This window comes from Neptuniibacter sp. QD48_11 (assembly GCF_047778095.1).
Classification (GTDB): Bacteria; Pseudomonadota; Gammaproteobacteria; order Pseudomonadales; family Balneatricaceae; genus Neptuniibacter.
The window spans coordinates 2,024,863-2,038,849 of sequence record NZ_CP180551.1 but is presented as its reverse complement, the minus strand read 5'-3'; the positions used below and the strand labels follow the sequence as shown (position 1 = coordinate 2,038,849).

Here is a 13,987-nt window from a genome sequence, read left to right as displayed (position 1 = left end):
CACACATGGTTTATTTCGGATCTGCTGCATATCTTGAACAGTCACGACACGGCGTTTTTTCTTTTACTTCTTCATCTAACTGTGAATAACAGAAGGGTATGCTGTATTAGAGATAAGCTATGGATTCATATCTAAAATCCCGTCCTTCCTATGATTAATTAATACGTCATTTATGTTCTTAACATAGGAAGGGGGGAGGCTAGAAACTAAACTACTTCTTTAAGTTTGGTGATCTTTACAGATGATAGGTCAAACTCAATTTCTATTGGTTTATCAGTAGATCTTCGTCCACTTGAGTATGGTGACCTTTTAGAAGTAAGCTCATTACGCATAGTGCCATTTACGTGCCTTCGATCACATTTTCTCTTTCGGCGTTCAATTCCTTTGTGTTGGCTGTTTTTGAAGGAGACTATCCACTCTTTTGCGTGATTCAGAGTTGGTAGATTTGGGCTGATACGTTCATTGAGATCATTTACCCAGTAAAACGTGAATTGGTAGTCCTCAAAGTCTTTAACGAGTTTTGCCATATTTAGATTGAGTATTACTTACTTGGAAAATTAAATTGGCGCTATTCTAAGTCAATTGAAGGTTTGTGTTTATAAGAAAAACTCTTATTTTGGCTTTTTTTGTGCGGCGCAATAAATATTGGTGACTGTGGTTTGATATTTGAAGGTGCTAGATCGTTTGTTCTACGGGCCAGATAATTATTAACTTTGAGAAAGAGCATAAATGCTTATTGTCTGGTTTCTAGTACATTTCTTCGATTTAAATTAGATGAGTTTAATGCTTATGTTGCAGTGCGGTGATAAATTTTGATGCATCTCTTAGTAAGGATATCGGAGCTTGTTAAGGAAGGAGACAAGTCAGGAATGGAGGGCATATTGGTGGACTCAAAAGCGACTTTCAATATGTCAATCCATACACATACTGATATCTTATTCTTTTGCTACATTGGTTTTTAATCGATACAGCACAAAGAAAAGTATGCCGAATGTGATAAGGAATATATACGGACAATAGATAATTCCAGCGAGGCCGCTGAAACTAGTCACGACGAGTAATAATATATCTTTTATTTCTTCCATGAGATTAGAACGTTCCTTAGTTCTTCCCAAAAATCAAAACGGTTATTTGAATTCTAGCTTAGTTTTATCCTTGAACAAAGCAAGGCTACTCTATAGGTCTATGTTTTTACGCTAAGAGTACGAGGTTTATTAGAGTCTGCTGATTGTTCACCAATCTTCTTCAGCGCCAGAATCAAGCCTGATCCCACTACCATGACAATGGCTGAAAGATATAAGCCTAGATTGTAGTTCCCCAAAGTCTCGGCTAATAGCCCGGTTAAAAATGGCGCAATTATTTGAGCGCAGCCATAAGCAAGGGTCATCTTGCCCATGAATTTAGAAGGATTACTAGGGAAGAAGTGGCCCGCCATAGTCAGCACGAGGCTTACGCAGGCAACAAAGGTGCCTCCAAACAAAATTGCAGACAGGGCAATTAATGGGAATGCATCGCTCAGTGTAGGAATCATGATGCCAATGATTTGCAGGCTATAAGCACCTAATAAAGCTTTTAAATAGCCGTACTTGCGTGCGACTCTATCCCAAAGAACCACAGCTGGAATAGCAGCAAGCCCTATTAAGACAAAGGATAAGGCGCCTTGACCTTCTAAACCTTCGAGACCTTCAATGATATCGACGATAAAAGTCGCACTAACGACATAACCATAACCCGCACAGAAGTATGCCAGTAAGAATAGGCGAGTAAATTTTTTGCTGGGTGGATTGTCTTTAGGTGCTGCCTGAGCGTGATCAGAATGGTTGTTAGGGTGAGGTATCCATAACCATGCCGGCAGTGCGATAATTGCTGCTACGGCGGCAAAAAATAGCCATTGCTGCTGCCAATTAGCAGAGAATTGTAAAAGGATTTCTACGATGATGGCTGAGACAGCTATGCTCATGCCTATCCCCGAAAAGTGGATGCCGAGCTCGCCCCTGTGGCCATTGTTGACCAGCCATTTTAAGATTAGCCCAGAGGAGATGATTAACCCGCCTGAAGCACAGATCCCTGCTATTAAGCGCATAAAAGACCAAGTATAAAGGTCGTTAGAGATAACCATTGCTGCACTTGTTACCACGCTGAGTACCAAATATAACTTCTGCAACACATACTTGTGGTGAAGATTGTTAAGGTTTGCCGCAATTAGAACACCAATCATATAACCAATGTAGTTTACGGTAGCGAGCCAGCCGCCGCCAGTTTCAGTAAGGCCTGCTTCTGCCTGCATGATTGGCAGTAAAGGTGTGTAGGAAAAGCGAGCGACTCCCACTGTAACAACTAGGCTGCATATACCTGCAAAATAGACCTGACTTTTTGTAAGTGTGTTGTTCATAAATGCTTTTTGGCTTTTATTGTATTTATGTTCAACAACCATAGCGCTTTCTGATAATCTTAAAAAGTGAATCTTTTAGAATTAAAACTTCAATAAAAGAGAACTATATGGAGATTGTAGCGTTACGCACGTTTAAGGCTGTTGTTGATGAGGAGGGTATTAAAGGTGCCTCTGAAAAGCTTAATACAGTGCAGTCTAATATCACTACTAGAATTCAGAAGTTAGAAGACGAACTTGATTCTAAATTATTTATTCGGGTAGGGAGAAAGCTCGAGCTTACAGCGACAGGCCAGCTTTTATACAAATATGCCTCCCAGATTTTGCAGCTGGAGTATCAAGCTTCAACCGCTATCTTAAAAAGCAAAGGGAACTACGAACTTCGTATAGGCATGCCTGAAACTTTTGCTGCAGTTCACCTACCCACGACGCTAAAACAGCTTAAACGTAAGCATCCAGAAATCATTCCTCGAATCTATACAGATACAAGTGACCGATTAGCACTCGCTATTTTGAATGATCAGTTAGATTGCGCGTTAGTCGGAAATGCTAAGTCGCATGAGGATCTACGGATAATACCCGTTGTTCATGAGTCGCTTGTGCTTGTAACACCAGTAGATCAAGAATATGAGCCCGTTCTGTTTGTGAGAGAAGAGGGCTGTGGTTATAGGAAGTGTGCCCTGGCTTGGCAAGAATTAGGCGATAGATTTACTGATGAGATGATGGTGATGAGTAGTGCCGATGGCATTCTTGGCTGTATTGCCGCCGGATTAGGTTACACCGTTATCGGCGAAAATATGGTGACAGGGAGTCGTTATGAAAATGCACTTAAATCAGTGCCCGTTACCCAAGGACTGCAAAGAATAGAGATCTCGGTTATCTATCGAAAAGGTCATCCCTTAGAACAAGGTATTTTAAACTTTGTCAGCCAATTTCCTGAAAATAAACAATAAAGTAGCTTGAGCCTTCAGTGTTTGAATTGAAAACATTAAGCATTACCCTCTGGTTGCAATAGTAAAGTCGCTTTAGCGTTATAGTTTGAATTGTTTGTTAATTGTCCAATAAATCCTTCCGTACTGTATAGATCGTAATCAGCCTGAAAATAATCTCGATTTTTGATCGATTATTATTGAAATGGATCTAAATGATAAATATTATCACCTGCTATTGATTATCCTTTGTATTCAATTCCCTAATTCTAATGTAGTAAGTGCAAATACATGAATAAGCTAAACACATTTAATTTACGCAGTAAGATCGGCTTGAGCTTCGGTTTTGTACTGTTATTGCTGGTGGCAGCATCGTTTACAGGTATTAAAGGTTTGCACCATGCAGAAGATGGCTTTGTGCAATACCGTGAGTTAGCGCGCGATAGTAATCTTTCGGGGCGCTTACAGGCGAATATGCTGAAAGTGCGTATGTCGGTAAAAAACTTTCTTATCAGTCATGACAAACAATCATTAGAGCAATATGAAGAACGTATGGCGCTAATGAACCAGTTTTTAGAACAGTCTAAGCAAGAGATAAACAATCCAGAGCGTAGTCGTTTGATTATGGAAACAGCAGCGCTATTAGACGAGTATAAAACGACTTTTCAGAAGGTGGTTGGATTAGTTAAAACTGAGGATGAGTTGTATTACAACACCTTGGCCCAGCAGGGCCCAGTCATGCGCGACAGTATTACTCAGTTAAGAAAGTTAGCTAATAACCGTGGTGAACCTGAATTGGCATTTCTAGCTTCTAACTTGCAGGAAGATCTGTTGCTAGCGAGGCTATATCTTGTTCGTTTCATGGAAAAGAATCATCAAGAAGATTTTCAGATTTCGATCAATAAATTGGATGGTGCTCTAACAAATCATCTAGAAAACCTGAAAAAGGTGTTCCTGCTAGACAATGAAATCCAGCTGTTAGATCGTTTTGCTACAGCACGAGATAAATATCTGGCTGCAACTTTAGAAATCCATAAGACAATCGATCAGCGCAATAACCTAGTGATTGGGACTCTGGATGTGATCGGTCCTCAAGTTGCGAGTAATGTTGAAAAAGTAAAGTTGTCAGTTATTGCTGATCAAGACTCGCTCGGGCCAATGCTACAGTCACACAATCACCAGGGCTTTATTTCTGTGATTGTAATCTCAGTTATAGCGGTTATTTTGGGTGTTTTCTTTGCACTTTGGATCACTCGCATGATCACTCGTCCGATTTTAGAAGCTGTGAACTATGCAGATACTTTGGCGGAAGGTGATCTAACCCAGATACTAGAAACAAATCGCAGAGATGAAGTGGGGAAGTTGCAGGGTTCTTTAGGTCATACGACCATCAGATTCCGTGAGATGATCACTGAAATCAATCAGGCGGGTTACAACATGAGTATGTCAGCGGAAGAGTTAGCTGCGCTGACAGAGCAAGCTCGTGCTGGGACTATGCAGCAGCAGGAAGAAACTGATCAGGTAGCATCTGCTGTAACTGAAATGGCGTATACCGCGCAACATGTAGCGGATAACGCGTCTAGTGCAGCTTCTTCTGCGGATAGTGCTAACCATCAAGTGATGGAAGGCCGCAATAAAATGAAGATCGCGACAGAGGGAATGAATCGTCTCTCTTTAAGCTTGGATAAAACTTCGTCTGAAGTGGAGCACCTTCAGCAAAAAACGCGTGATATTAACGCTATTCTTGATGTGATTCGTGAGATTGCAGAACAGACCAATCTTCTTGCTTTGAATGCGGCTATTGAGGCGGCGCGCGCTGGTGAGCAAGGTCGAGGTTTTGCTGTTGTTGCTGATGAGGTGCGCTCTCTTGCACAACGTACTCAGCAGTCTACTGAGATGATTCACAACTTGATCGATGACCTACAAGCCCGCGCTAACTTGACCGTTAATGTGGTTAATCAGGGTACACAAGAAGCTAATCAGTGTATTGAACTGGTCGATCAGGCTGATTCTGCATTAAACCAGATCAGTATGACAGTTGAACAGATGAATGAAGTGAATGCTCAGATTGCTAGTTCTGCTGAACAGCAAAGTGTAGTGGCAGACGAAATTAGCCAAAGCTTGAGTAATGTACGTGTGATTGCTGAACAGAGCCGTGTAGCTGCTGATGAAACGGCCAATTCAAGTATTGCGCTAAGCGATGTGGCGGCTCGTATGCAGGAAATGGTGCAGCGCTTCAAAGTAAATTAAATTGTAGGGATAATGATGACAAAGGGGTGATTTATCACCCCTTTTTTTACCTATTCAACAGCGAACTTTTAATATGTAGGTTTTTCGCTATTGTTATCAAAGAATGGATTTTTACCCATCTAGAAAGGTATCAGGAAGTTAACAGTGGCCGATCAAGTAAACGTAACAAACATGTCTTCGTCTGAGCCTTTAAGTGAGTTGATGTCGTTGCCTGCCTTCAATGAGGCAACAGTAATTGCACTAAAGCTAGAGGCTAAATATCTAGATCATGTTTTTAATCTCTACTGGGAAAGTGCTCAGCGCGAGATTAACGATATTGGTCAGGCGCTTGATGACGTTGATCAAACAAAACTAAGAAAAGTTGCTCATTCCCTAAAAGGTTCGTCTCGTATGTTAGGGGGCGAAAGGTTAGGTGCTTTGGCTGGTTTTGTAGAACAAAAAGCTAGGCAAAATGAGAGCATTTCAGAACCCCAACTCTTGGATTGTTTACACGTTAGTTTGGCTGATTTTAAACGTGCAGTACTCCAGTCTAATTTACTCTCTTAACTGCCCTTTACGATCCGAGTAAGTTGAGCACGAGCCCTCGGTTAGCATTGGCTTGAGCTTGCAGTGCGATACCTACATCTTGCTGAATAAGGGCGGTAGCACGTTCTGAAACCGTTTGAGCAAAGTCAGTGTCACCAATCACAGATGCTGCTGACGCTTCATTTATATTAGTTTCGGTAAGTGTGTTTATCGTGCTGTCTAATCTGTTTTGGCTTGCACCTATTTCACCTGATACCGTCGCTAAAAACGACTGGCTTTGATCGATAATGTCTAGAGCGCCTGCGTTGCTAATATCTAAAGTGAATAGACCACTGTTATCAAACTCATCACTGACATTGAAAGTACTTATGTTTTGAGAATCCTCTGTACCCGGGCCTGTTTGCAGGCGGAGCTGACCATCTTCTGCGAGTAATGATTGGCCGTTAAAAGTACTTTGTCCCAGGGTATCCTGTATGCCGCTTAATAGGGCATCTGCTTCACTTTGCAAGGCTGAACGGTCACTTTCATTTAGAATCCCATTTTGAGCTTGAATGGACAGTTCGCGAATACGTTGTAGCGAATCATTGACTTGATTAATACCACCATCTGCAATCTGAAGTGCTGATACACCATCAAGACTATTCCGAATGGCTGCGCTATTTCCTCTAATTTGAGTTTGGAAGTCGATAAGTACTTGCAGGCCGGCAGGATCGATCGCTGCATTATTTATTCGCTGGCCGGAAGCAAGCTGTTCTTCAGTTTCATTTATTCGATTCTGAATCTGATTGAATTGAGAGTAGGGGCTGGTAGCAAACCCAGTTGGATTTATAGGCATGAGTGCGCTCCTGATTTAACTATATCAGTATAGTGCGTACACACGGTTTATGAGTTGATTTTTGTTCAGGTGAAATGGATAAAAAAAGGGCGCACAACTGTGCGCCCTGAAATCTTGCAATGGAATAAACACGGACGAGTACAAAACCGTTGTACTCATAAACTCTAGGTAAAGAAGCAGCCCTAAAGTAAAACTAATAATAGGTATAAATATTCGTGACGCCAATGGTTCCTTAGTGTCCATTAAATAAGCAGGGGTATTTACACCTTTTTGACCCTGTATATTGAGTATTACTGAAGTTTGATTAATCTAAGGGTCTAATAAGATAAAGCTACCTGAAAGGCAGCTTTATCAGAGGTTTTATTGCAGGTAAGCAGTGCTTTTTTAAGACTCAATAGGCATCTTACAGATATCAGGATGTTGTTCTAAGGTACTGATTAGCAGTTCCATCTCTTCTTGTGTACCAATCGATATGCGAAGGTAATTATCGATACCTGGTTTGCTGAAGTAGCGTACCAGGACCTTCTTCGTACGAAGGAAACCCATCAATTCAGCGGCCTCAATAAAGCGGTGCGTGCTGAATAAGAAGTTAGTTTTAGACGGTAAGCTAATAAAACCTAACTCTTCTAAACGATTAACCGTCCACTCACGTGTCTCGATAATTTTCTTCGTAGTCGCTTCGAAGTAGTCGTTATCTTCAACAGCGGCAACGGCTGATTCAATTGCTAGCATGTCTAGAGGGTAAGAGTTAAAACTATTTTTAACGCGTTCTAGACCTGCAATCAAATCTTCGTGACCAATTGCGAATCCAACTCGCATACCTGCTAGAGAACGAGATTTGGAGAAGGTCTGAATCACCAAAACATTGTCATATTTTTGGGTTAATTCAACAGCGCTAGAAGCGCCAAAATCTACATAGGCTTCATCAACCACAATCACGGTTTCTGTATTGCGTTGAGCTAATGCTTCAATATCACCTAACTCAATTGCTCGGCTAGTTGGCGCATTCGGGTTAGCGAAAATAATACCGCCATTTGGCTGGTTATAGTCTTCTAGGTTTAACTCAAAGTTATCACCTAGGGGTAACAGCTTAAATTCGATATCAAAAAGATTGCAGTAAACCGGATAGAAACTGTATGTGAATTCTGGCATCAGCAGAGGTTGTTCTTGTTGGAAGAACGCTGCAAAGGTATGAGCAAGTACCTCATCAGAACCGTTACCAACAAAGACATTCTTACGCTCAACTTCAAAGTGGTTAGCAAGTGCATCTTTTAACTGAGTGCAATCTGGGTCGGAGTAGAGTCGTAACCTAGCTGTATCAAAGTTATTGATCACCGCTGCCGCCTTCGGCGAAGGAGGGTAAGGGTTTTCGTTGGTGTTTAACTTTGTGATACCGCTTTCTTTAGGCTGCTCACCCGGCACGTAAGGTGTTAGACGCTGAATTGCGTCACTCCAATATTTGCTCATTATTGATCCGTAATACTCGAAGACAGCACTTTGCTGTGTTATTTGGCATGAGTGAATAATTTCGCAGAAGGATAGCAGAATTTGTTTACGCGTTTAACAACAGACTGGATTCTTAATCTATGGCAAGAGCCTTTATACCGTTATCTTGCTAGCATTTCTTTCGAGTACAGTGCAAGGTTAACAGCCGAGAGGGGAGGCTCGACTGTTAGTTAAAATTCGGATTCATAGTGGCCGGTACTATTTAGGCGCAATGACGGCTGATAAACATAGCTGTTACTGTATCCATGGTATTAATATGATTTACAAACCAAGGGATTACAGTGTTTTTAAGGTAGCTGTTTAATTCTGCGCGGTTATGGTTTGCTTGCCATTGTTGTTGAGTTTGACGTATCTCCTGTAAAACGCGTTCATGCTCACCTTTATGGCATGTATAGGGTGGGAAGTTCATTCGTATCATCTGTTCTTCTTCGCGGGCGAAGTGTTCGGCATTGTGTTGGTAAAAGCCGGATAAAGCACCATCAACTTCACGGTCATTACCTGTTTCCAAAGTGTTGAATAACTGATTAAGAAGGGTGACAGCTTCTGCATGATCATCATTCATAAAATCAACCGCGACTTGTGGGATATCAGTTACTTCAACTTGCATAGGTAAGTCCTCTCTAATGGAAATGCAAATCCATCTTATCTCTTCGACGCTTTTTAGATATTGATGTCAGTCAATAAACATATGTCTAAAATACATCTAAATGACCTCAGACTTTATAAGTGTTAAGGGATTAACCATTTTATCTGGATGAGTGGTTAGTCTTTATCCCTCTCTAAATCTTAACCTGCAAATAAGTTGTTGAAAAACAAGAATAATATTTTTGGCCCGAACTTTGCCAATAGATGACTGAACAAAAAAATAAAAATGTTACACGTAGTTATGCATAGCTAATCAAAGATGAGGGCATAGCTGTGGTGGCTGGCATTGGCGGAGAGACATATGTCACAAATTGAAACCTTCTATGAGGTTATGCGACGTCAGGGTATTACGCGTCGTAGCTTCCTGAAATATTGTAGCTTAACGGCTGCAGCCTTAGGTTTAGGGCCAACATTTGCACCTAGAATTGCGCATGCAATGGAAACCAAAGAGCGTACACCGGTAATCTGGTTGCATGGTTTAGAGTGTACTTGCTGTTCTGAATCGTTTATTCGTTCGGCTCACCCGTTGGTAAAAGATGTTGTTCTATCCATGATCTCTTTGGATTACGACGACACCTTGATGGCTTCAGCTGGCCACCAAGCGCAGGAAATCCTTTATGAAACGATGGAAAAATATAAAGGTAAATACATCCTTGCCGTAGAAGGTAACCCGCCATTAAATGAAGATGGTATGTTCTGTATCTCCGGTGGTAAACCTTTTGTTGAAAAACTGAAGTATGCAGCCAAGGATGCTGCTGCCATTATCGCATGGGGCTCTTGTGCATCTTGGGGCTGTGTTCAAGCTGCACGTCCAAACCCAACCCAAGCGGTACCTATCCATAAAGTTATTACTGATAAACCAATTATCAAAGTACCAGGTTGTCCTCCAATCGCTGAGGTAATGACCGGTGTGATCACCTATATGCTGACCTTCGGCAAAATGCCTGAACTAGACCGTCAAGGTCGTCCAAAAATGTTCTACAGCCAGCGTATTCACGATAAGTGTTATCGCCGTCCACACTTTGATGCAGGCCAGTTCGTAGAAGAGTGGGATGATGAAGGCGCACGTAAAGGTTACTGCCTTTATAAAGTGGGGTGTAAAGGCCCAACTACTTATAACGCTTGTTCAACTGTACGTTGGAATGAGGGTGTCTCTTTCCCAATTCAGGCCGGTCACGGTTGTATTGGTTGTTCTGAAGATGGTTTCTGGGACAAAGGTTCGTTCTATAACCGTTTAACCGATATTCATCAGTTTGGTATCGAGAAAAATGCAGATGAGATTGGTATGGCTGTAGCGGGTGGTGTTGGTGCCGCTGTTGCTGCGCATGCGGCGGTAAGTGCGGTTAAGCGTGCTCAGCATAAAGGAGATCAGGAATAATGAATAAGCCATTTAATGCGAGTGATTTAGATAACAGTGGCCGACGCATTGTTGTAGACCCTGTAACCCGAATTGAAGGACATATGCGTTGTGAGGTGAATGTTGATGAAAACAACGTTATTCGTAACGCTGTATCAACAGGCACCATGTGGCGTGGCCTCGAAGTGATTCTTAAAGGTCGTGATCCACGTGATGCTTGGGCCTTTGTTGAGCGAATTTGTGGCGTTTGTACAGGTACTCATGCTTTGACATCGGTACGTGCGGTAGAAGATGCTTTAGGCATTCAGGTGCCTTTGAATGCACACCTTATCCGTCACATGATGGATAAAACTCTACAGATTCACGATCACATCGTACATTTTTATCATCTACATGCGTTGGACTGGGTGAATCCAGTTAACGCTCTTAAAGCCGATCCTAAAGCTACCTCTGAACTACAGCAGATGGTCTCTCCTCATCATTCGAAATCTAGCCCAGGCTATTTTAAGGATGTACAAACGCGCCTTAAAAAGTTTGTTGAAAGTGGCCAACTAGGACTGTTTGCTAACGGCTATTGGGATAACCCTGCTTACAAACTTCCTCCAGAAGCCGATTTGATGGCGGTTGCTCATTATCTTGAAGCACTTGATTTCCAAAAAGAGGTGGTAAAAATTCATACCATCTTCGGTGGTAAGAATCCGCATCCTAACTACATGGTGGGCGGTGTTCCATGTGCAATTAACTTGGATGATGTTGGTGCTTCAGGCGCGCCAATCAATATGACTAGTTTGAACTATGTCTTAGAGCGTATCCGTGAAGCGCAAGAGTTTACTAAGAACGTATACATCCCTGATGTTATGGCAATTGCTGGTATCTACAAAAATTGGTTATACGGTGGTGGCTTAGCTTCAGAGAACCTTCTGTCTTATGGTACTTACACTCAAGTGCCATATGACAAATCTACAGATCTGCTTCCTGCTGGTGCGATTGTTAATGGTAACTGGGATGAGGTTCACCCTGTTGATGTGCGTGATCCAGAGCAGATTAAGGAGTTTGTTGATCACTCTTGGTACCGCTACGAAGGTGAGAAACAGGGCTTGCACCCATGGGAAGGTGAGACAGAGCCTAGTTTTGAGCTTGGCCCTAACACAAAGGGTACCAAAACAGATATTAAAGAACTGGATGAATCTGCTAAATACAGCTGGATTAAAGCACCGCGCTGGCGTGGTCATGCAATGGAAGTGGGGCCTCTTGCTCGATATATCATTGCTTATGCTTCTGGTACTGAGCACGTTCAGGAGCAGGTTGATCGCTCTTTATCTGAATTCAATCAGTCTACGGGCTTAGATTTGGGTATTAAACAGTTCTTACCAAGTACATTAGGCCGAACATTGGCACGTGCACTGGAGTGTCAGCTTTGTGCGGATACTATGTTGGATGATTGGTACCAACTGGTTAACAACATTAAAGCGGGTGATAGCTCGACTGCCAATGTTGAGAAATGGGATCCAAGTAGTTGGCCAAAAGAGGCAATGGGAGTTGGCATTAACGAAGCTCCTCGCGGCGCTTTGGGTCACTGGATCAAGATCAAAGATGGCAAAATCGAGAACTATCAAGCAATCGTTCCTACCACTTGGAATGGTTCGCCTCGTGATAGCAAAGGTAATATTGGTGCATTTGAAGCTTCCTTGCTGGATACACCAATGGAGCGTCCTGATGAGCCGGTTGAAATTCTTCGCACCCTTCATAGTTTTGACCCATGCCTTGCGTGTTCAACACACGTGATGTCTGAGGATGGTCAAGAGCTGACTAAGGTGAAAATTCGATAAGAATAGTGGCGCTGTTGATTCAGCGCCTAAATTCAGGAGGTTATTTATATGACTGCATCGGTTAAACCTAATAAGTCAGATAAAGCTCAGGAAGTCGCTTCAGATCAAGTTGTCGGCGAGCCAGTTATTACCCGTAAACAGACTGCTGTTTATGTGTATGAAGCACCATTACGTTTATGGCACTGGGTCACTGTCTTTTCGATTATCACGCTTTGTGTAACGGGCTATTTTATTGGTGTTCCTTTACCAACGATGCCGGGTGAAGCTATCGATAACTATCTGATGGGTTACATCCGCTTTGCACATTTCACGGCGGGCTATATCGTAACTATCGGATTTCTTGGTCGTATCTATTGGGCGTTCGTGGGTAACCATCATGCACGTGAACTGTTTGTGCCGCCGTTCTTTAGCGGTAAATTCTGGAAAGAAGCATGGCATGAGGTACGCTGGTATCTGTTCTTGGAGAAGACTCCTAAGAAATATATCGGTCACAATCCACTGGCTCAGGTGGGGATGTTTTTCTTCTTCGTGCTCGGAATGATGTTCATGATCGTCACAGGATTTGCTTTATACGGTGAAGGCCTGGGTCAGGACAGTTGGGCAGATACATTGTTTGGTTGGGTTATCCCGCTCATGGGGCAAAGCCAAGATGTACATACTTGGCATCGCCTAGGTATGTGGTATCTGATCACGTTTATCTTGATCCACGTTTATGTGGCGATTCGTGAAGATATTATGTCGCGCCAGAGTCTGATCTCGACCATGATTGGTGGATGGCGAATGTTTAAGGATGACCGTCCAGATTAATATTCTGGTAAACGAGTCACTGGAAACCGGGCAATGACCCGGTTTTTTTATCTGAAGGTGATGATCGTAGGTACGTTAAAGCTACAAAGCCGCTAACGCCAGTGAATCCAGTATGAGTATTCAATTCGGTTTGAAAGATTAAGCGTTTTTTGAAAGTCAGGACTGGGGGAGTCTGAACATTGAAAACCAGTAAATTCAGGTTCGCTCCAGCCGGTCATTCCTCCCATATAATCTCTGCGATAGCCCCAATGGCCACAAGATAAAACAGTATCGAATTGGCTTTCTCTTTCACATACAGCACAGGTTTCAAACTTAACCTCAATATCTTGACCTTCAATCCCCCAGCTATCGGAAACATAGGGTGTGTCATAAAGTGCGACAGCAGAGTCTCGGTACGGCCGACCTTGCCAAGGTTTATCTGAATCATCTATGGGTGTTTGATGTAGGCCGTAACCGTGCTCAAGAGGGGCGCTGTCATAAAAAGGGTTGGTGAATTGATCGGGTACATCAATCTGAATGTTTTTCTCTCCGGGTAGTAGTTTGGCTGTTGTTGTGCGAATTTGTAATAGCCTAAAGCGATCGCAATCAGCCAGATTTAAACCATCCACCTGCCCACTAAAGTTATTTTTTAAATGAATTTCGATACCTATCCCAGTGGCGTTGTCACTCGCAATGTAGTGAGCATTACTTCGACTACTGTGATACCAAGGTTTGGAAAGGATCAGTGAACCAATCGGCTCATTTTTAAAAGTAACGGGGCAGGTTTGTCCTTCGACCAATTCTGCAGCCGCGAGGAAATTTGAAGTTATTAACATGGTAACTGTTGTAATAAATACCTTGTATGTCATTCTTACTCCAATCAGATCAGACTGAATTGGTTGCTTTTAACGAAGGTATATACAAAGCATAGACGCT

General features: G+C 42.4%; 11 protein-coding genes. 6 read left to right on the top strand and 5 right to left on the bottom strand.

What is annotated here, in order from left to right:
- Positions 1–1,183: 1,183 nt before the first annotated feature.
- Complete coding sequence (locus tag ACMXYU_RS09305) at positions 1,184–2,287, bottom strand: YbfB/YjiJ family MFS transporter (protein ID WP_415898427.1); 1,104 nt, start codon at positions 2,285–2,287, stop codon at positions 1,184–1,186.
- Between the two features lie 212 nt (positions 2,288–2,499).
- On the opposite strand from ACMXYU_RS09305, the gene ACMXYU_RS09300 reads away from it, so the two are divergent.
- The 3 genes from ACMXYU_RS09300 (at position 2,500) to ACMXYU_RS09290 (ending at position 6,114) form a co-directional block, all read left to right on the top strand.
- Complete coding sequence (locus ACMXYU_RS09300) at positions 2,500–3,342, top strand: LysR family transcriptional regulator (RefSeq protein ID WP_415898426.1); 843 nt, start codon at positions 2,500–2,502, stop codon at positions 3,340–3,342.
- A 267-nt stretch (positions 3,343–3,609) separates the two neighbouring features.
- Positions 3,610–5,568: a methyl-accepting chemotaxis protein gene (locus ACMXYU_RS09295; RefSeq protein ID WP_415898425.1), complete on the top strand. Its 1,959-nt coding sequence runs from the start codon at positions 3,610–3,612 to the stop codon at positions 5,566–5,568.
- A gap of 144 nt (positions 5,569–5,712) precedes the next feature.
- Positions 5,713–6,114, top strand: a complete 402-nt coding sequence (locus ACMXYU_RS09290; RefSeq protein ID WP_415898424.1) for an Hpt domain-containing protein — start codon at positions 5,713–5,715, stop codon at positions 6,112–6,114.
- 7 nt (positions 6,115–6,121) lie between these two features.
- Here the strand turns inward: ACMXYU_RS09290 and ACMXYU_RS09285 are convergent, their stop codons facing one another.
- The 3 genes from ACMXYU_RS09285 to ACMXYU_RS09275 all read right to left on the bottom strand — a co-directional run bounded on the left by ACMXYU_RS09285 (position 6,122) and on the right by ACMXYU_RS09275 (position 9,041).
- Positions 6,122–6,928 carry a flagellin gene (locus ACMXYU_RS09285; RefSeq protein WP_415898423.1) on the bottom strand — a complete coding sequence of 269 codons (807 nt, stop codon included), beginning with the start codon at positions 6,926–6,928 and terminating at the stop codon, positions 6,122–6,124.
- A gap of 384 nt (positions 6,929–7,312) precedes the next feature.
- Positions 7,313–8,395, bottom strand: coding sequence for a histidinol-phosphate transaminase (gene hisC, locus ACMXYU_RS09280; protein WP_415898422.1), 1,083 nt, complete (start codon positions 8,393–8,395; stop codon positions 7,313–7,315).
- A gap of 241 nt (positions 8,396–8,636) precedes the next feature.
- The gene (locus ACMXYU_RS09275; RefSeq protein ID WP_415898421.1) at positions 8,637–9,041 is read right to left on the bottom strand and encodes a bacteriohemerythrin; all 405 of its coding nucleotides are present in this window, start codon (positions 9,039–9,041) and stop codon (positions 8,637–8,639) included.
- A 339-nt stretch (positions 9,042–9,380) separates the two neighbouring features.
- Here ACMXYU_RS09275 and ACMXYU_RS09270 point away from each other — a divergent pair, with 339 nt between their 5' ends.
- From ACMXYU_RS09270 to cybH, 3 genes are read left to right on the top strand one after another with little or no spacing between them, the layout of a single operon-like run.
- The gene (locus ACMXYU_RS09270; protein ID WP_415887894.1) at positions 9,381–10,457 is read left to right on the top strand and encodes a hydrogenase small subunit; all 1,077 of its coding nucleotides are present in this window, start codon (positions 9,381–9,383) and stop codon (positions 10,455–10,457) included.
- Positions 10,457–12,265, top strand: a complete 1,809-nt coding sequence (locus ACMXYU_RS09265; RefSeq protein WP_415898420.1) for a nickel-dependent hydrogenase large subunit — start codon at positions 10,457–10,459, stop codon at positions 12,263–12,265. Before ACMXYU_RS09270 ends, ACMXYU_RS09265 begins: the two co-directional genes overlap by 1 nt.
- Positions 12,266–12,313: 48 nt before the next feature.
- Entirely contained in the window at positions 12,314–13,072 is a 759-nt protein-coding gene (gene cybH, locus ACMXYU_RS09260; protein WP_415898419.1) for a Ni/Fe-hydrogenase, b-type cytochrome subunit, read from the top strand.
- A gap of 92 nt (positions 13,073–13,164) precedes the next feature.
- Here the strand turns inward: cybH and ACMXYU_RS09255 are convergent, their stop codons facing one another.
- The gene (locus ACMXYU_RS09255) at positions 13,165–13,920 is read right to left on the bottom strand and encodes a hypothetical protein (RefSeq protein ID WP_415898418.1); all 756 of its coding nucleotides are present in this window, start codon (positions 13,918–13,920) and stop codon (positions 13,165–13,167) included.
- Positions 13,921–13,987: the final 67 nt, after the last annotated feature.

Bases quoted from the DNA above. Each gene is read 5' to 3' on its own strand.
- ACMXYU_RS09305 (WP_415898427.1), bottom strand. From the start codon at position 2,287: ATGCAGGCAGAAGCAGGCCTTACTGAAACTGGCGGCGGCTGGCTCGCT.
- ACMXYU_RS09300 (WP_415898426.1), top strand. From the start codon at position 2,500: ATGGAGATTGTAGCGTTACGCACGTTTAAGGCTGTTGTTGATGAGGAG.
- ACMXYU_RS09295 (WP_415898425.1), top strand. From the start codon at position 3,610: ATGAATAAGCTAAACACATTTAATTTACGCAGTAAGATCGGCTTGAGC.
- ACMXYU_RS09285 (WP_415898423.1), bottom strand. From the start codon at position 6,928: ATGCCTATAAATCCAACTGGGTTTGCTACCAGCCCCTACTCTCAATTC.
- hisC (WP_415898422.1), bottom strand. From the start codon at position 8,395: ATGAGCAAATATTGGAGTGACGCAATTCAGCGTCTAACACCTTACGTG.
- ACMXYU_RS09275 (WP_415898421.1), bottom strand. From the start codon at position 9,041: ATGCAAGTTGAAGTAACTGATATCCCACAAGTCGCGGTTGATTTTATG.
- ACMXYU_RS09270 (WP_415887894.1), top strand. From the start codon at position 9,381: ATGTCACAAATTGAAACCTTCTATGAGGTTATGCGACGTCAGGGTATT.
- ACMXYU_RS09265 (WP_415898420.1), top strand. From the start codon at position 10,457: ATGAATAAGCCATTTAATGCGAGTGATTTAGATAACAGTGGCCGACGC.
- cybH (WP_415898419.1), top strand. From the start codon at position 12,314: ATGACTGCATCGGTTAAACCTAATAAGTCAGATAAAGCTCAGGAAGTC.
- ACMXYU_RS09255 (WP_415898418.1), bottom strand. From the start codon at position 13,920: ATGACATACAAGGTATTTATTACAACAGTTACCATGTTAATAACTTCA.